The organism is Buttiauxella sp. WJP83 (genome assembly GCF_027594725.1).
Taxonomy (GTDB): domain Bacteria; phylum Pseudomonadota; class Gammaproteobacteria; order Enterobacterales; family Enterobacteriaceae; genus Buttiauxella; species Buttiauxella selenatireducens.
In genome coordinates this window covers 397,929-414,606 of the sequence record NZ_CP110080.1, presented here as the reverse complement: position 1 = coordinate 414,606, position 16,678 = coordinate 397,929, and the positions used below count along the sequence as shown (strand labels likewise).

Annotated in this window: 13 protein-coding genes, 3 tRNA genes and 4 rRNA genes; 7 read left to right on the top strand and 13 right to left on the bottom strand. The window is 49.4% G+C overall.

The window, feature by feature from the left end:
- Positions 1 to 1,101, top strand: a complete 1,101-nt coding sequence (locus tag OH773_RS01980; protein ID WP_270142563.1) for an amino acid ABC transporter permease — start codon at positions 1 to 3, stop codon at positions 1,099 to 1,101.
- Positions 1,102 to 1,111: 10 nt separating this feature from the next.
- Positions 1,112 to 1,870: an amino acid ABC transporter ATP-binding protein gene (locus OH773_RS01975; RefSeq protein ID WP_270142561.1), complete on the top strand. Its 759-nt coding sequence runs from the start codon at positions 1,112 to 1,114 to the stop codon at positions 1,868 to 1,870.
- A 95-nt stretch (positions 1,871 to 1,965) separates the two neighbouring features.
- On the opposite strand, the gene rrf (OH773_RS01970) is transcribed toward OH773_RS01975, so the two are convergent.
- The 7 genes from rrf (OH773_RS01970) to OH773_RS01940 all read right to left on the bottom strand — a co-directional run bounded on the left by rrf (OH773_RS01970) (position 1,966) and on the right by OH773_RS01940 (position 7,430).
- Positions 1,966 to 2,081 (bottom strand): 5S ribosomal RNA (rrf, locus tag OH773_RS01970).
- A gap of 39 nt (positions 2,082 to 2,120) precedes the next feature.
- Positions 2,121 to 2,196 (bottom strand) — tRNA-Thr (locus OH773_RS01965).
- A gap of 15 nt (positions 2,197 to 2,211) precedes the next feature.
- Positions 2,212 to 2,327, bottom strand: a 5S ribosomal RNA gene (gene rrf / locus OH773_RS01960).
- Between the two features lie 110 nt (positions 2,328 to 2,437).
- Positions 2,438 to 5,346, bottom strand: a 23S ribosomal RNA gene (locus OH773_RS01955).
- 209 nt (positions 5,347 to 5,555) lie between these two features.
- Positions 5,556 to 5,631 (bottom strand) — tRNA-Ala (locus OH773_RS01950).
- Between the two features lie 110 nt (positions 5,632 to 5,741).
- Positions 5,742 to 5,818, bottom strand: a tRNA-Ile gene (locus tag OH773_RS01945).
- A 70-nt stretch (positions 5,819 to 5,888) separates the two neighbouring features.
- A 16S ribosomal RNA gene (locus tag OH773_RS01940) occupies positions 5,889 to 7,430 on the bottom strand.
- The 16S, 23S and 5S rRNA genes sit together here with 3 tRNA genes alongside, the layout of an rRNA operon.
- Before the next feature lie 510 nt (positions 7,431 to 7,940).
- Between OH773_RS01940 and OH773_RS01935 the strand changes: the two genes are divergently transcribed.
- Positions 7,941 to 8,495, top strand: a complete 555-nt coding sequence (locus OH773_RS01935) for a gamma carbonic anhydrase family protein (protein ID WP_270142559.1) — start codon at positions 7,941 to 7,943, stop codon at positions 8,493 to 8,495.
- On the opposite strand, the gene OH773_RS01930 is transcribed toward OH773_RS01935, so the two are convergent.
- Genes OH773_RS01930 through dprA form a run of 6 tightly spaced genes read right to left on the bottom strand, consistent with a single transcriptional unit; the run spans position 8,471 to position 12,231 of the window.
- Complete coding sequence (locus OH773_RS01930) at positions 8,471 to 8,728, bottom strand: DUF1488 domain-containing protein (protein WP_270142557.1); 258 nt, start codon at positions 8,726 to 8,728, stop codon at positions 8,471 to 8,473. The two genes, OH773_RS01935 and OH773_RS01930, sit on opposite strands and share 25 nt — an antisense overlap.
- Complete coding sequence (aroE, locus tag OH773_RS01925) at positions 8,725 to 9,543, bottom strand: shikimate dehydrogenase (RefSeq protein ID WP_270142555.1); 819 nt, start codon at positions 9,541 to 9,543, stop codon at positions 8,725 to 8,727. Before aroE ends, OH773_RS01930 begins: the two co-directional genes overlap by 4 nt.
- 3 nt (positions 9,544 to 9,546) lie before the next feature.
- Entirely contained in the window at positions 9,547 to 10,119 is a 573-nt protein-coding gene (gene tsaC / locus OH773_RS01920) for an L-threonylcarbamoyladenylate synthase type 1 TsaC (RefSeq protein ID WP_270142553.1), read from the bottom strand.
- Positions 10,120 to 10,124: 5 nt separating this feature from the next.
- The gene (locus OH773_RS01915; protein ID WP_183273277.1) at positions 10,125 to 10,667 is read right to left on the bottom strand and encodes a DNA topoisomerase family protein; all 543 of its coding nucleotides are present in this window, start codon (positions 10,665 to 10,667) and stop codon (positions 10,125 to 10,127) included.
- 24 nt (positions 10,668 to 10,691) lie between these two features.
- Positions 10,692 to 11,165: a DUF494 family protein Smg gene (gene smg, locus OH773_RS01910; protein ID WP_270142550.1), complete on the bottom strand. Its 474-nt coding sequence runs from the start codon at positions 11,163 to 11,165 to the stop codon at positions 10,692 to 10,694.
- A complete protein-coding gene (gene dprA / locus OH773_RS01905; protein ID WP_442865694.1) occupies positions 11,137 to 12,231 on the bottom strand; it encodes a DNA-protecting protein DprA in 1,095 nt (364 codons plus the stop codon). The genes smg and dprA overlap by 29 nt, the downstream gene beginning before the upstream one ends.
- Before the next feature lie 158 nt (positions 12,232 to 12,389).
- Between dprA and def the strand changes: the two genes are divergently transcribed.
- From def to trkA, 4 genes are all read left to right on the top strand, one after another.
- Positions 12,390 to 12,899, top strand: a complete 510-nt coding sequence (def, locus tag OH773_RS01900; protein ID WP_139883347.1) for a peptide deformylase — start codon at positions 12,390 to 12,392, stop codon at positions 12,897 to 12,899.
- 21 nt (positions 12,900 to 12,920) lie between these two features.
- A complete protein-coding gene (gene fmt / locus OH773_RS01895; protein WP_270142546.1) occupies positions 12,921 to 13,868 on the top strand; it encodes a methionyl-tRNA formyltransferase in 948 nt (315 codons plus the stop codon).
- 76 nt (positions 13,869 to 13,944) lie between these two features.
- Positions 13,945 to 15,234 (top strand): 16S rRNA (cytosine(967)-C(5))-methyltransferase RsmB, encoded by a 1,290-nt coding sequence (rsmB, locus tag OH773_RS01890; protein WP_270142544.1) that lies wholly within the window; start codon positions 13,945 to 13,947, stop codon positions 15,232 to 15,234.
- A 48-nt stretch (positions 15,235 to 15,282) separates the two neighbouring features.
- Positions 15,283 to 16,659: a Trk system potassium transporter TrkA gene (gene trkA / locus OH773_RS01885; protein ID WP_183273272.1), complete on the top strand. Its 1,377-nt coding sequence runs from the start codon at positions 15,283 to 15,285 to the stop codon at positions 16,657 to 16,659.
- The last annotated feature ends 19 nt before the right edge of the window (positions 16,660 to 16,678 follow it).

The window sequence follows — 16,678 nt, the reverse complement described above, 5'->3', positions numbered from 1 at the left end:
ATGGCAAAAGCATTGATGTCACATCACACGCGCCCAGCAGTGGTTCGTTTAGGGGCCGTACAGTGGGCTCGTAAAAATCTCTTTTCCAGCTGGTCTAACAGCTTACTGACTATTTTCTGTTTGTGGATGATGTGGGAGCTTATTCCGCCGTTGCTAAACTGGACGATATTCCAGGCAAACTGGTTTGGTGAGACCCGCGCAGACTGTACTAAAGAAGGTGCGTGCTGGGTGTTTATCCACGCACGGTTCGGGCAGTTTATGTATGGGCTGTATCCGCATGACCTGCGTTGGCGTATTAATCTAGCACTGCTTACGGGGCTCGTATCGATAATCCCAATGTTCTGGAATGCCATGCCGCACCGTGGACGATACATTGCTGTGTGGGCTGTCATCTATCCATTGGTTGTTTGGGGCCTATTGTACGGTGGTTTTTTGGGGCTGGATCGTGTCGAAACACGCCAGTGGGGCGGACTCACATTAACGTTGATCATTGCTTCGGTAGGGATCGCTGGTGCCTTACCTTTGGGGATCTTACTGGCATTAGGTCGACGCTCAACCATGCCAGTGGTCAGAATATTGTCCGTGGTATTTATCGAGTTCTGGCGCGGCGTACCGTTAATCACGGTGTTGTTCATGTCATCAGTCATGTTGCCATTGTTTCTTTCGGAAGGAACAAGCATCGATAAACTAATCCGCGCACTCGTCGGGGTGATCTTATTCCAGTCAGCTTATGTCGCTGAAGTGGTCCGCGGGGGCTTACAGGCCTTACCAAAAGGGCAATATGAAGCCGCAGAGTCTCTGGCGCTCGGTTACTGGAAAACACAAGGGCTGGTTATCTTACCCCAGGCACTGAAAATGGTGATTCCTGGTCTGGTCAATACCATCATTGCTCTGTTTAAAGATACTAGCCTGGTGATCATTATCGGCCTGTTTGATCTGTTCAGCAGTGTACAGCAAGCCACTGTTGACCCTGCCTGGCTTGGCATGTCGACAGAAGGTTACGTCTTTGCCGCTCTCATCTACTGGATTTTCTGTTTCAGTATGTCGCGCTATAGCCAGCATCTTGAAAAACGTTTTAACACCGGACGAACACCGCATTGAGGATGAATAAATGAGTCAAATTACTATGCGCCCCGCTGATGCGATGATCATGCTGGAGAATGTCAATAAATGGTACGGGCAGTTTCATGTGCTAAAAGATATCAATCTGAAGGTGCAGAAAGGTGAGCGCATTGTATTGTGCGGCCCTTCCGGCTCAGGTAAATCCACAACCATACGTTGTATTAATCACCTGGAAGAACATCAGCAAGGGCGTATTGTCGTTGATGGTACTGAGCTAAACGATGATTTGCGAAATATTGAGAAGGTTCGAACCGAAGTCGGAATGGTATTCCAGCATTTTAATCTTTTCCCGCATCTCACCGTGTTGCAGAACTGTACGCTGGCTCCAATTTGGGTGCGAAAAATGCCCAGGAAAGAGGCTGAAGTGCTGGCAATGCATTATCTGGAAAAAGTACGAATTGCCGAGCATGCGCATAAATTTCCAGGGCAAATATCCGGAGGGCAACAACAACGCGTGGCGATTGCTCGCTCGTTGTGTATGAAGCCAAAGATCATGCTTTTTGATGAACCCACCTCTGCACTTGATCCTGAGATGGTAAAGGAAGTGCTCGATACGATGATTGGCCTTGCAGAATCAGGGATGACCATGCTGTGTGTGACACATGAAATGGGCTTTGCGCGAACGGTAGCAGATAGAGTGATCTTCATGGATCGAGGGGAAATTGTTGAGCAGGCACCTCCAAATGAGTTCTTTGCTCATCCAAAATCAGAACGTACACGTGCATTTCTGTCTCAGGTTATTCATTGATATTTAAAGATAAAAGCCACAGGGGTGGCTTTATCTTTTACAAAGATACAAAACAAAAAGGCCATCCTTTCGGATGGCCTTTTTGTTTATTTGGAGCCTGGCAGTTCCCTACTCTCGCATGGGGAGACCCCACACTACCATCGGCGCTACGGCGTTTCACTTCTGAGTTCGGCATGGGGTCAGGTGGGACCACCGCGCTACTGCCGCCAGGCAAATTCTTTTATCTAGCGCCGAACATTAACCTAAAAACTGGTGCTGATACCCAGAGTCGAACTGGGGACCTCACCCTTACCAAGGGTGCGCTCTACCAACTGAGCCATATCAGCACGCTTTAATTTGGAGCCTGGCAGTTCCCTACTCTCGCATGGGGAGACCCCACACTACCATCGGCGCTACGGCGTTTCACTTCTGAGTTCGGCATGGGGTCAGGTGGGACCACCGCGCTACTGCCGCCAGGCATATTCTGTTTTCATCAACCGTCACAGTGTTACCTGTAACCATCGACTTAAAATCTTGGAATTAAGCTGAAAATTGTCTGTCTCTTCACCAAAACACCTTCGGTGTTGTAAGGTTAAGCCTCACGGATCATTAGTACTGGTTAGCTCAACGTATCGCTACGCTTACACACCCAGCCTATCAACGTCGTAGTCTTCAACGTTCCTTCAGGAGACTCAGGGTCTCAGGGAGAATTCATCTCGGGGCAAGTTTCGCGCTTAGATGCTTTCAGCGCTTATCTTTTCCGCATTTAGCTACCGGGCAATGCCATTGGCATGACAACCCGAACACCAGTGATGCGTCCACTCCGGTCCTCTCGTACTAGGAGCAGCCCCCCTCAATTCTCCAGCGCCCACGGCAGATAGGGACCGAACTGTCTCACGACGTTCTAAACCCAGCTCGCGTACCACTTTAAATGGCGAACAGCCATACCCTTGGGACCTACTTCAGCCCCAGGATGTGATGAGCCGACATCGAGGTGCCAAACACCGCCGTCGATATGAACTCTTGGGCGGTATCAGCCTGTTATCCCCGGAGTACCTTTTATCCGTTGAGCGATGGCCCTTCCATTCAGAACCACCGGATCACTAAGACCTGCTTTCGCACCTGCTCGAGCCGTCACTCTCGCAGTCAAGCTAGCTTATGCCTTTGCACTAACCTCACGATGTCCGACCGTGATTAGCTAACCTTCGTGCTCCTCCGTTACGCTTTAGGAGGAGACCGCCCCAGTCAAACTACCCACCAGACACTGTCCGCAACCCGGATCACGGGTCTACGTTAGAACATCAAACATTAAAGGGTGGTATTTCAAGGTTGGCTCCACGCAGACTGGCGTCCACGCTTCAAAGCCTCCCACCTATCCTACACATCAAGGCTCAATGTTCAGTGTCAAGCTATAGTAAAGGTTCACGGGGTCTTTCCGTCTTGCCGCGGGTACACTGCATCTTCACAGCGATTTCAATTTCACTGAGTCTCGGGTGGAGACAGCCTGGCCATCATTACGCCATTCGTGCAGGTCGGAACTTACCCGACAAGGAATTTCGCTACCTTAGGACCGTTATAGTTACGGCCGCCGTTTACCGGGGCTTCGATCAAGAGCTTCTCCTTACGGATAACCCCATCAATTAACCTTCCGGCACCGGGCAGGCGTCACACCGTATACGTCCACTTTCGTGTTTGCACAGTGCTGTGTTTTTAATAAACAGTTGCAGCCAGCTGGTATCTTCGACTGCCTTCAGCTCCATCCGCAAGGGACTTCACCTACCGACAGCGTGCCTTCTCCCGAAGTTACGGCACCATTTTGCCTAGTTTCCTTCACCCGAGTTCTCTCAAGCGCCTTGGTATTCTCTACCTGACCACCTGTGTCGGTTTGGGGTACGATTTGATGTTACCTGATGCTTAGAGGCTTTTCCTGGAAGCAGGGCATTTGTTACTTCAGCACCGTAGTGCCTCGTCATCACACCTCAGCGTTAACAGAAGTCCGGATTTACCTAAACTTCCCGCCTACATGCTTAAACCGGGACAACCGTCGCCCGGCTAACATAGCCTTCTCCGTCCCCCCTTCGCAGTAACACCGAGTACAGGAATATTAACCTGTTTCCCATCGACTACGCCTTTCGGCCTCGCCTTAGGGGTCGACTCACCCTGCCCCGATTAACGTTGGACAGGAACCCTTGGTCTTCCGGCGAGCGGGCTTTTCACCCGCTTTATCGTTACTTATGTCAGCATTCGCACTTCTGATACCTCCACCAGACCTCACAGTCCAGCTTCAACGGCTTACAGAACGCTCCCCTACCCAACAACGCATAAGCGTCGCTGCCGCAGCTTCGGTGCATGGTTTAGCCCCGTTACATCTTCCGCGCAGGCCGACTCGACCAGTGAGCTATTACGCTTTCTTTAAATGATGGCTGCTTCTAAGCCAACATCCTGGCTGTCTGTGCCTTCCCACATCGTTTCCCACTTAACCATGACTTTGGGACCTTAGCTGGCGGTCTGGGTTGTTTCCCTCTTCACGACGGACGTTAGCACCCGCCGTGTGTCTCCCGTGATAACATTCTTCGGTATTCGTAGTTTGCATCGGGTTGGTAAGCCGGGATGGCCCCCTAGCCGAAACAGTGCTCTACCCCCGAAGATGAGTTCACGAGGCGCTACCTAAATAGCTTTCGGGGAGAACCAGCTATCTCCCGGTTTGATTGGCCTTTCACCCCCAGCCACAAGTCATCCGCTAATTTTTCAACATTAGTCGGTTCGGTCCTCCAGTTAGTGTTACCCAACCTTCAACCTGCCCATGGCTAGATCACCGGGTTTCGGGTCTATACCCTGCAACTTAACGCCCAGTTAAGACTCGGTTTCCCTGCGGCTCCCCTATACGGTTAACCTTGCTACAGAATATAAGTCGCTGACCCATTATACAAAAGGTACGCAGTCACCCCATAAAAGAGGCTCCCACTGCTTGTACGTACACGGTTTCAGGTTCTGTTTCACTCCCCTCGCCGGGGTTCTTTTCGCCTTTCCCTCACGGTACTGGTTCACTATCGGTCAGTCAGGAGTATTTAGCCTTGGAGGATGGTCCCCCCATATTCAGACAGGATACCACGTGTCCCGCCCTACTCTTCGAGTTCACAGCAAGTGCATTTTTGTGTACGGGAGTATCACCCTGTACCCTGCGACTTTCCAGACGCTTCCACTAATGCACAAACTGATTCAGACTCTGGGCTGCTCCCCGTTCGCTCGCCGCTACTGGGGGAATCTCGGTTGATTTCTTTTCCTCGGGGTACTTAGATGTTTCAGTTCCCCCGGTTCGCTTCGTTAAGCTATGTATTCACTTAACGATAGTGCAACGAATTGCACTGGGTTTCCCCATTCGGAAATCGTCGGTTATAACGGTTCATATCACCTTACCGACGCTTATCGCAGATTAGCACGTCCTTCATCGCCTCTGACTGCCAGGGCATCCACCGTGTACGCTTAGTCGCTTAACCTCACAACCCGAAGATGTCTCGTGAGACACAATCGAGGTTGCGAAAATTTGAGAGACTCGAACATATCGTATTCCCATTCCTTATTACGGAGGAATGAGACGACATGTCGTTTCAATTTTCAGCTTGTTCCAGATTTTTAAAGAGCAAAACTTCGCAGTGAACCTTTTCAGGTACACTCTGAAGTTTTCTTAGTTTTCGCAGTAAAAGGATGGTGGAGCTATGCGGGATCGAACCGCAGACCTCCTGCGTGCAAGGCAGGCGCTCTCCCAGCTGAGCTATAACCCCATCGCAAAAACTTAATCTCTGTTACCCTAATTCGTTTCCGGGCAAGGCGTGGTGATGCGAAGCATACTTATGTATGTGAGCATCGTCGCAACGCAACACGGAGGCGAATTTGGTAGGCCTGAGTGGACTTGAACCACCGACCTCACCCTTATCAGGGGTGCGCTCTAACCACCTGAGCTACAAGCCTGCAGAGATTTTTACTGCTTATTTTTCATCAGACAATCTGTGTGAGCACTACGCGGGTTGTATCTATTAGGTAAGGAGGTGATCCAACCGCAGGTTCCCCTACGGTTACCTTGTTACGACTTCACCCCAGTCATGAATCACAAAGTGGTAAGCGCCCTCCCGAAGGTTAAGCTACCTACTTCTTTTGCAACCCACTCCCATGGTGTGACGGGCGGTGTGTACAAGGCCCGGGAACGTATTCACCGTAGCATTCTGATCTACGATTACTAGCGATTCCGACTTCACGGAGTCGAGTTGCAGACTCCGATCCGGACTACGACGCACTTTATGAGGTCCGCTTGCTCTCGCGAGGTCGCTTCTCTTTGTATGCGCCATTGTAGCACGTGTGTAGCCCTACTCGTAAGGGCCATGATGACTTGACGTCATCCCCACCTTCCTCCAGTTTATCACTGGCAGTCTCCTTTGAGTTCCCGGCCGAACCGCTGGCAACAAAGGATAAGGGTTGCGCTCGTTGCGGGACTTAACCCAACATTTCACAACACGAGCTGACGACAGCCATGCAGCACCTGTCTCACGGTTCCCGAAGGCACTAAGGCATCTCTGCCGAATTCCGTGGATGTCAAGAGTAGGTAAGGTTCTTCGCGTTGCATCGAATTAAACCACATGCTCCACCGCTTGTGCGGGCCCCCGTCAATTCATTTGAGTTTTAACCTTGCGGCCGTACTCCCCAGGCGGTCGACTTAACGCGTTAGCTCCGGAAGCCACTCCTCAAGGGAACAACCTCCAAGTCGACATCGTTTACGGCGTGGACTACCAGGGTATCTAATCCTGTTTGCTCCCCACGCTTTCGCACCTGAGCGTCAGTCTTTGTCCAGGGGGCCGCCTTCGCCACCGGTATTCCTCCAGATCTCTACGCATTTCACCGCTACACCTGGAATTCTACCCCCCTCTACAAGACTCTAGCTTGCCAGTTTCGAATGCAGTTCCCAGGTTGAGCCCGGGGATTTCACATCCGACTTGACAAACCGCCTGCGTGCGCTTTACGCCCAGTAATTCCGATTAACGCTTGCACCCTCCGTATTACCGCGGCTGCTGGCACGGAGTTAGCCGGTGCTTCTTCTGCGAGTAACGTCAATCGCCAAGGTTATTAACCTTAACGCCTTCCTCCTCGCTGAAAGTACTTTACAACCCGAAGGCCTTCTTCATACACGCGGCATGGCTGCATCAGGCTTGCGCCCATTGTGCAATATTCCCCACTGCTGCCTCCCGTAGGAGTCTGGACCGTGTCTCAGTTCCAGTGTGGCTGGTCATCCTCTCAGACCAGCTAGGGATCGTCGCCTAGGTGAGCCATTACCTCACCTACTAGCTAATCCCATCTGGGCACATCTGATGGCATGAGGCCCGAAGGTCCCCCACTTTGGTCCGAAGACGTTATGCGGTATTAGCTACCGTTTCCAGTAGTTATCCCCCTCCATCAGGCAGTTTCCCAGACATTACTCACCCGTCCGCCGCTCGTCACCCGGAGAGCAAGCTCTCCTGTGCTACCGCTCGACTTGCATGTGTTAGGCCTGCCGCCAGCGTTCAATCTGAGCCATGATCAAACTCTTCAATTAAAAGCTTGATTTGCTTCAACTCGTGAAGCGGTGCTCAAAAATTAACTTTCGTAATAATTCAACTAAATGAATTACTGCTTGGTCACTCTTCAAGACTTGATATTTTTTTGATACCCGAAGGTATCTGAGATATCAATCCTGCGAGTGCCCACACAGATTGTCTGATAAATTGTTAAAGAGCAGTGAGTTACGCGCTTTCGCTTGCTAACTCGAGGTGGCGTATATTACGCTTTCCTCTTTCAGAGTCAACCCTTAATTTCAGGATATTTGACTCTCATCGCTGCCGTTACTCTGTGATGTTGTTCACATGTTCCGTGTCGATGGAGGCGCATTATAGGGATCTCTTTTTATTGCACAACCATTTTTTCGATCTTTTCAACTGACTGATTAGTTTTCGCCCTTTTCGCTGCGATCGTGTTCGATCTGGCCTGTTTTCGGTGCTTTACCTCCTTGCCATCGGTTCATAAAGCAGCCAGAGTCTATCTACGAAGAGAACTTTCAGAGGTGTTTATGTCCGCAGTATTACGACCTTTCCAAAAAACTTATCCTGAAATTGGCCAACGCGTGATGCTTGATGATTCAAGTGTTGTGATTGGTGACGTACGTCTTGCCGATGATGTGAGCATTTGGCCGCTAGTCGCTATTCGCGGAGACGTTAACTATGTGGCAATTGGCGCACGTAGCAATATCCAGGATGGTAGCGTGTTACATGTCACACATAAATCATCCTATAAGCCCGAGGGGAATCCGCTTGTTGTCGGCGAAGATGTGACGGTTGGGCACAAGGTCATGCTACACGGGTGCACTATTGGTAATCGCGTGCTTGTCGGAATGGGATCAATTTTGTTGGATGGGGTAGTAATAGAAGATGATGTCATGATCGGGGCGGGGAGTCTGGTACCGCAGAACAAGCGTCTTGCAAGTGGCTACCTTTATCTTGGCAGCCCCGTTAAACAAATTCGCCCTCTTACACCTGAAGAATTAGAAGGCTTAACATACTCTGCGAATAACTATGTTCGCTGGAAGGATGAATATCTCGCTCAGGAAAGCCAAATCCAGCCTTGAGCATTGTCTTTGCCAGTAGCAATCAATGTTTCAGCTTCTTCTTCCAAATCCCAGCGGTTAAGACGAAAGAGCTCGAGCCATCTCTCTTTATTATCGCCACCATAACGGCTGGCGATAATCTCGGCGGTAATACCGCACATCACCTGAAAGCCATTGACTAAAGCAGGGAAGCAAATAGCATGACGTTGGTCGTCCCATTCTTCACGATCGGGAAATTGGATAGCCTGGTTCACTGTGACATATCCAGCTTTAGCTTCTCTATTACTGGTGTGATTTCAGGTAACACACCGTGCCACAAGAAAAATGCATGTGCAGCCTGGCCCACCAGCATTCCTAAGCCATCAGCATAATGCTGAACGCCGTGCTGTTTGCACCAGCTCAAGAAAGGTGTTTCGCCCTTTTGATAAAACATGTCATAGCAATAGACATTATGAGAAAGCACAGACGCAGGGATTGAGGGAATATCGCCAGCTATTCCGCTCGAAGTGGCATTAATAATGAGGTCAAACTCGTGGCCATCCAATTCAGTCTGCTCTAATGCTTGAACACTTCCCATATGATTAAACAACTGAGCGAGTTCTTTTGCCCGCGAGTAAGTTCGGTTGGTTATCGTCACAGCGCAGTCTAGCGAAAGCAATGGCAGCAATACTCCCCTGGCAGCACCACCAGCGCCAAGCAGTAAAATACGGTAGCCGGATTTAATTAAAGATAGACGCTCCAAATCGGTTAGCAGTCCAATCCCATCAGTGTTATCACCCAACAGACGACCATCTTCCAGGCGCTTAAGGGTATTTACCGCTCCCGCTAATGCGGCACGTTCGGTCAACTCATCTGCACGCAAGTATGCTTGTTCTTTGAAAGGAACCGTAATGTTGATTCCTTTACCGCCCGATTGAAAAAACTGCTCAAGCGTTTCTATAAAAGCATCAACAGGTGCAAGGACACGACCATATGGATGCTCAATGTTTAATTGCTCAGCAAACATCTTATGGATTTGCGGTGACTTACTGTGCTGAATTGGGTTACCAAATACGGCAAAGACTTCCATTATTTACCCCTGGCGGAATAGTTCGCCGGTCAAAGCGTCGCGAATTTCTGAAGGATTCTGCCGGCCTCCGGTATCCCCTCGCAGTACCGGGAAGTCATCGCCAAATTGCGTGAAGACTTCATCCGCAGTACGACACGGTGGCAAACCAGATAGATTGGCACTGGTAGAAACCAGGGGCTTGCCATAAGCAAGGCATAGCTCGCGTACCAAAGGATGATCCGTCACTCTCACTGCTAAGGAATCAAATCGCCCGGTTAACCAGCGCGGTGTTGAAGGCAGCGCAGGAAAGACAAAGGTCACCGGTCCTGGCCAGCAAGAAAACACATCTTCTCGCTGCTTTTGCGACAGAACGGCGCTATCTATATAAGGAACAAGTTGCTCATAAGACGCAGCTATCAGAATCAGGCCTTTATCTACAGGCCGATGTTTTAAATCAAGCAAGCGCGTGACTGCCAGCTCACTGTCAGGATCACAACCCACGCCAAAAACAGCTTCGGTTGGATAAGCGATGACTTGTTGTTGTTTCAGGGCGGCAACGATCTCTTGGAGTTGCTCTGTTTGCAGGTTTGTCTTCACAAGCTTTATTCCGCCGTTACCGGCTTTCCACATTGTTTGCTGGCACAGAATTGTTTCAATCCTTGCGCCGTTTTCTTTTCGATAAGTAAAGGATAGTGACACGCAGGGCATTCGCCTGCCACTGGTTTGCTATTAATGACGAACTGACATGTCGGAAAGCTATCGCATGACCAAAAGGTTTTGCCAAATCGTGAACGTCGTTGGACTAATTGCCCTTGTTGGCATTGCGGACAACTGATAGCCGTTTCATCGGGTTTGTCGATAACTTCAGTGTGCGCACAAGTTGGATAGTTGCTGCAGGCGATAAACATCCCAAAACGGCCCTGCCGCAGAACCAGGTTTTCCTGACATACAGGGCAGAGTTGGCCTTCAAGCACTTTGACCACATGGCCATCTGCCAGGCTTTTTAACGGGCGCACATAATCACATTCCGGATAATGGGAACAGCCAAGAAAAGGGCCGTGTTTACCGGAACGAATGACTAACCCTGCCCCGCATTGGGGACAGGGTTCATTTTTAGGCACAGTGAACAGTGCTGATTTGGTCATAACATCTCATGCTGCGACTTTTATTTAGTGCAGCATACCTTCATTTACTTCGAAGAGTAATTCTTCCATTTGCTGATAAGCGTTTTCACAACCCGGAATATTGAATAACACCATAAGCACGACCCACTTTAAATCTTCCAGCTCGAACTCGGCAGTGTCTAATGCTAATACTCTTTCAATGACCATTTCACGGGTTTCGAGGTTTAGCACCTGAATCTGTTCCAGGAACAGTAAAAACCCCCGACAAGATGCATCAAGTCGCTGACATTCTTCTGCGGTATACATACGCATAGAAAGCGGATCAGCAGCCAATTGCATGGGTTCAGCAAGACCATCTTGATAGTCAGCCAACTTTTCAAGCCACACAAGCGCGTTATAAATGTCTTCGTGATCAAAACCAGCATCGGAGAGATCACGCGTCAATTTATCTTGATCAACTCGCATTTCCGCTTCGTTATGGATGTAGGTTTCAAATAAGTACATTAGTACGTCGAACATGGCATGCCCTCCTTAATCGGACATAGCCGCCGGGTACAGCTGCGATCCACCCTGCTAACTCCAATTCGAGCAGTTGAGCTACTGTCACTGGCACAGGTTGGCCGGCACGTTCAGCGACGACGTCAACAGGTGTAACCTCATCTCCTACGTTAGCCAACAGCTCAGGAAATGGCAATGTACGATCCCCTTCATTCTGTGAATATATTAGTGCTTTGTGAGGTGAAGGAAGCCAATGCAGTTCACTTTCAAGATGCTCGAGGATGTCAGAGGGATGGCTCACCAGTGTAGCGCCCTGCTTTATCAACCAGTGTGGCCCCTCACTACCCGGGCTACCGACCGCCCCCGGTAATGCAAATAATTCCCTACCTTGTTCAATTGCATAACGAGCAGTGACCAGTGAGCCACTCCGCTCGCTAGCTTCCACAACAAATACAGCTCGGCTCAACCCACTGATAATACGGTTTCTGCGAGGGAAATTACCCGGCCAAGGCGTAGTTCCGAGGGGGAATTCTGAGATGACTGTGCCACCTTCAGCAACAATCTGCTCGGCCAATGATTTATGACGTTTAGGATAAATACTGGCCAAACCATTTCCCAATACCGCTACTGTCTTTCCGTGACAACTCAAAGCCGCGCGATGAGCAACTGCATCTATGCCCAGCGCCAAACCACTGGTTATCGTCAATCCCGCGATGGCAAGGGGTTCACAAAACATCCTGCACCAACGCTCCCCATACAAAGAAAGATTACGGCTGCCCACCACAGCGAGTTGATTACTGGAAAGAAGCTCAATATTGCCCGCGACAAATAGCGCTGCGGGATAACAATCTATTGCCCGCAACTGTTCAGGGTAATTGTCGTCATCTGCTGTGAGAAGATAGTGGTTGGGTTGTTCAAGCCATAACAACCCTTTTTCTATTTCCCTGTCACTGCACTCCCTAAATTGGGCAGTCTGGCGGGTTGATAAACCGGCTTGAGTTAGCGAAGCAATCGAGCATCCTGAATCGTTCAATAAGAAATGGGCAATTTTTAATAACTTATCTCCGCTCAAATTTTGCACTGCCATCAGGCGTAACCAGATCTCTTTAAATGGCACAGCATCCTCCTGCCATAAGCGATAAATGCAATCCTTGCGATTGGTCACTGATGCTGTCAATCAGGCCTGGAAATGTCTAGAATAGAGGTATTAATCTTTCTATCAATTGAACACAGCTCTGGATATTTATGTCAGTTTTGCAGGTATTACATTTTCCGGACGAGCGCCTTCGCACTGTAGCGACGCCGGTCAAAGAGGTAAATGCGGAGATTCAGCGGATTGTCGATGACATGTTTGAGACAATGTACGCTGAGGAAGGTATTGGCCTTGCAGCAACACAGGTGGATATCCATCAACGTATTATTGTGATTGATGTTTCTGAAAACCGCGATGAGCGCCTGGTTTTAATCAACCCTGAGCTGCTGGAAAAAAGCGGTGAAACAGGTATCGAAGAAGGTTGTCTTTCTATTCCAGAACAACGTGCGTTAGTGCCTCGTGCAGAGCGCGTCAAAATTCGAGCGCTGGACCGTGAAGGCCAACCGTATGAACTGGAAGCTGACGGTCTACTCGCTATTTGTATTCAGCACGAGATGGATCACTTGGTTGGAAAACTGTTCGTCGATTATCTGTCACCGTTGAAACGTCAGCGTATTCGTCAGAAACTGGAAAAAATGGCTCGTCTGAACAAGAGCGCCTAACCCATCATAAAAGGGAATAATGTGTCTGATTCACTGCGTATTATTTTCGCGGGTACTCCTGACTTTGCAGCGCGTCATCTTGACGCGCTGTTGTCTTCTCAGCACCAGGTCGTTGGCGTATTTACACAGCCAGACAGACCAGCTGGTCGTGGCAAAAAGCTGATGCCGAGCCCGGTCAAGGTGCTGGCGACAGAAAAGAATATCCCCGTTTTCCAACCAGCCTCATTGCGCCCAGTAGAGAATCAGGAATTGGTTTCCAGCCTGAATGCCGATGTGATGGTCGTCGTAGCTTACGGTTTGATTCTTCCAAAAGCCGTGCTCGATATGCCGCGCATGGGATGTATCAATGTGCATGGTTCGCTGCTGCCACGCTGGAGAGGTGCGGCACCGATTCAACGTTCATTGTGGGCTGGTGATGCCGAAACAGGCGTCACCATTATGCAAATGGATGTTGGTCTGGATACTGGCGATATGCTGTTAAAACTTGCCTGCCCGATTGAAGCCACTGATACCAGTGCAACACTATACGATAAGCTGGCAAACCTTGGCCCTGAAGGTTTATTGGAAACGTTAAACCAACTGGCAACTGGTTGTGCACATCCAGAAGTTCAAAACGAAGAGTGGGTGACTTACGCCGAGAAACTCAGCAAGGAAGAAGCGCGTATTGACTGGACACTTTCTGCTGAACAGCTGGAACGTTGCATTAGGGCATTTAATCCATGGCCAATGAGTTGGTTGGAAATCGATGAGCAACCGGTAAAAATCTGGCAAGCTTCAGTGATTAATCAGCACACTAAATCTGCCCCTGGAACCATTATCGAAACCAATAAACAAGGTATTCAGGTGGCGACTGGTGAAGGGATTTTAAATCTGGAATCACTTCAGCCCGCAGGAAAGAAAGCGATGAAAGCTCAGGATCTCCTGAACTCTCGGAGTGAATGGTTTAAGCCTGGTACTCTCCTCGCCTGATAAAAGAAATTCTTTGCGCCCAGGCCAAACACCTGGGCATTTTTGTTTTTAAGCGCCGGAAAACCAGAGCGTGGTTATGAAAAAAACACTAAATCTTCGCAGTATGGCCGCCCAAACGATTGAACAAGTTGTGGAACAAGGTCAATCGCTCAGCAATGTACTGCCTGCGATGCAACACAAAGTCTCTGATAAAGATAAAGCACTACTTCAAGAGCTCTGCTTTGGCGTATTGCGCACATTACCGCAACTTGAATGGCTGGTCAGTAAGTTGATGTCCCGCCCAATGACCGGCAAGCAACGCACCATCCACTACTTGATTATGGTGGGTTTTTATCAGCTGCTTTATACCCGTATTCCGGCCCATGCTGCTCTGGCGGAGACGGTTGAAGGGGCTGTTGCAATTAAGCGTCAGTCACTAAAAGGTTTGATTAACGGTGTCCTGCGCCAGTTCCAGCGTCAGCAGGAAGAATTGATGGCTGAAGCTGCGAAACACGAAAGCCGTTTCTTGCACCCAGCCTGGTTGCTGCAACGTCTGAAAAAAGCTTATCCAAATCAATGGCAATCCATTGTCGAGGCCAATAATCAGCGCCCACCAATGTGGCTGCGTGTTAATCGTCAGCACCAGACCCGTGAAGAGTGGTTAGCATTACTGGCTGAAAGCGGGCTGGAAGGCCATGTTCATCCGCAGTATCGCGACGCAGTCCGCCTTGAGACTCCATCCCCCGTCCATGCCTTACCGGGATTTGAGCAAGGTTGGGTTACTGTTCAGGATGCCTCAGCGCAAGGTTGTGTTGATCTACTTGATCCACAAAATGGCGACACGATCCTCGACTTATGTGCGGCACCAGGCGGCAAGACGACCCATATTTTGGAAGCAGCACCTAAAGCTCGTGTATTAGCTGTAGACATTGACGAACAACGTCTGAAGCGAGTGCATGAAAACTTGCAACGCTTGGGCATGACGGCTGAAGTTAAATCAGGAGATGGGCGTTTTCCTGAGCAATGGTGTGGTCAGCAACAGTTTGACCGAATTCTTCTTGATGCGCCTTGTTCTGCTACTGGTGTTATTCGCCGCCATCCCGATATCAAGTGGCTGCGCCGTGACAGGGATATTGCTGAATTAGCCGCATTGCAAAAAGAGATTCTCGAAGCTATTTGGCCAAGACTCAAATCAGGCGGCACATTGGTTTATGCGACTTGCTCTATTCTGCCGGAAGAAAACTCGCAACAGGTAGCTGCATTCCTGACGCATCATCCTGAAGCGAAACTGGTTGAAACGGGGACGCCTGAAAAACCTGGGCTCCAGAATCTCCCCTCACAAGAAGAGGGTGATGGCTTCTTTTACGCTAAGCTAATTAAAAGCTGATTCAGTCATGCTGAATCTTAGGTTTCATCACCAATGAAGCTATAAACAATGAAAATAATAATTCTGGGTGCAGGTCAGGTTGGCGGTACCCTGGCAGAAAATCTGGTGGGTGAAAACAACGATATTACGGTTGTGGATACTAACCAGGATCGCCTACGCAGTTTGCAAGATAAGTTCGACTTACGCGTCGTACAAGGGCACGGCTCGCATCCTCGCGTTTTACGGGAAGCGGGCGCGGATGATGCTGATATGTTGGTCGCAGTGACCAGCTCAGACGAAACGAATATGATTGCCTGTCAGGTTGCATATTCGCTTTTTAATACTCCAAATCGAATTGCTCGTATCCGCGCCCCAGATTATGTGCGAGATGCCGAGCGTTTGTTTAATGCTGAAGCCGTACCAATTGACCATCTAATCGCCCCCGAACAATTGGTTATCGACAATATTTATCGTCTTATTGAATACCCAGGTGCGCTACAGGTCGTCAATTTTGCCGAAGGGAAAGTGAGTCTTGCCGTCGTGAAAGCCTATTATGGCGGCCCGCTTGTGGGCAATGCACTTTCTACTATGCGTGAACATATGCCGCATATTGAAACTCGTGTTGCTGCAATTTTCAGACACGACAGGCCTATTCGTCCGCAGGGTTCAACCATTGTTGAAGCTGGGGATGAAGTATTCTTTATTGCCGCCTCTCAGCATATCCGAGCGGTAATGAGCGAATTGCAGCGCCTTGAGAAACCCTATAAACGCATCATGCTGGTCGGTGGCGGGAATATTGGGGCCGGTCTCGCACAGCGACTTGAAAAAGATTACAGCGTCAAACTCATTGAACGTGATGCGCAACGCGCCGCAGAGCTGGCCGAAATGTTGCAAAACACCATCGTTTTCTACGGTGACGCCTCCGATCAAGAGCTGCTAGCCGAAGAGCATATTGAACAAGTCGATTTGTTTATTGCCGTCACCAACGACGATGAAGCAAATATTATGTCCGCGATGCTGGCGAAGCGCATGGGGGCCAAGAAAGTGATGGTACTCATCCAGCGTAAAGCCTACGTAGATCTGGTTCAAGGCAGCGTGATTGATATAGCAATATCACCGCAACAAGCCACTATTTCGGCTTTACTAGGCCACGTGCGTAAAGCCGATATCGTCGGCGTTTCCTCTTTGCGTCGAGGTGTAGCTGAAGCGATTGAAGCCGTTGCTCATGGAGATGAAAGTACGTCACGCGTTGTAGGCCGTTCAATCGATGAAATAAAACTTCCTCCAGGGACAATTATTGGTGCAGTTGTTCGTGGCAATGACGTCATGATAGCTAATGACAATTTGCGTATTGAACAGGGCGATCATGTAATTATGTTCCTGACAGATAAGAAATTTGTCAGCGATGTAGAACGCTTGTTCCAGCCAAGTCCTTTCTTCCTGTAATTTATTTGGGCGGAGAATT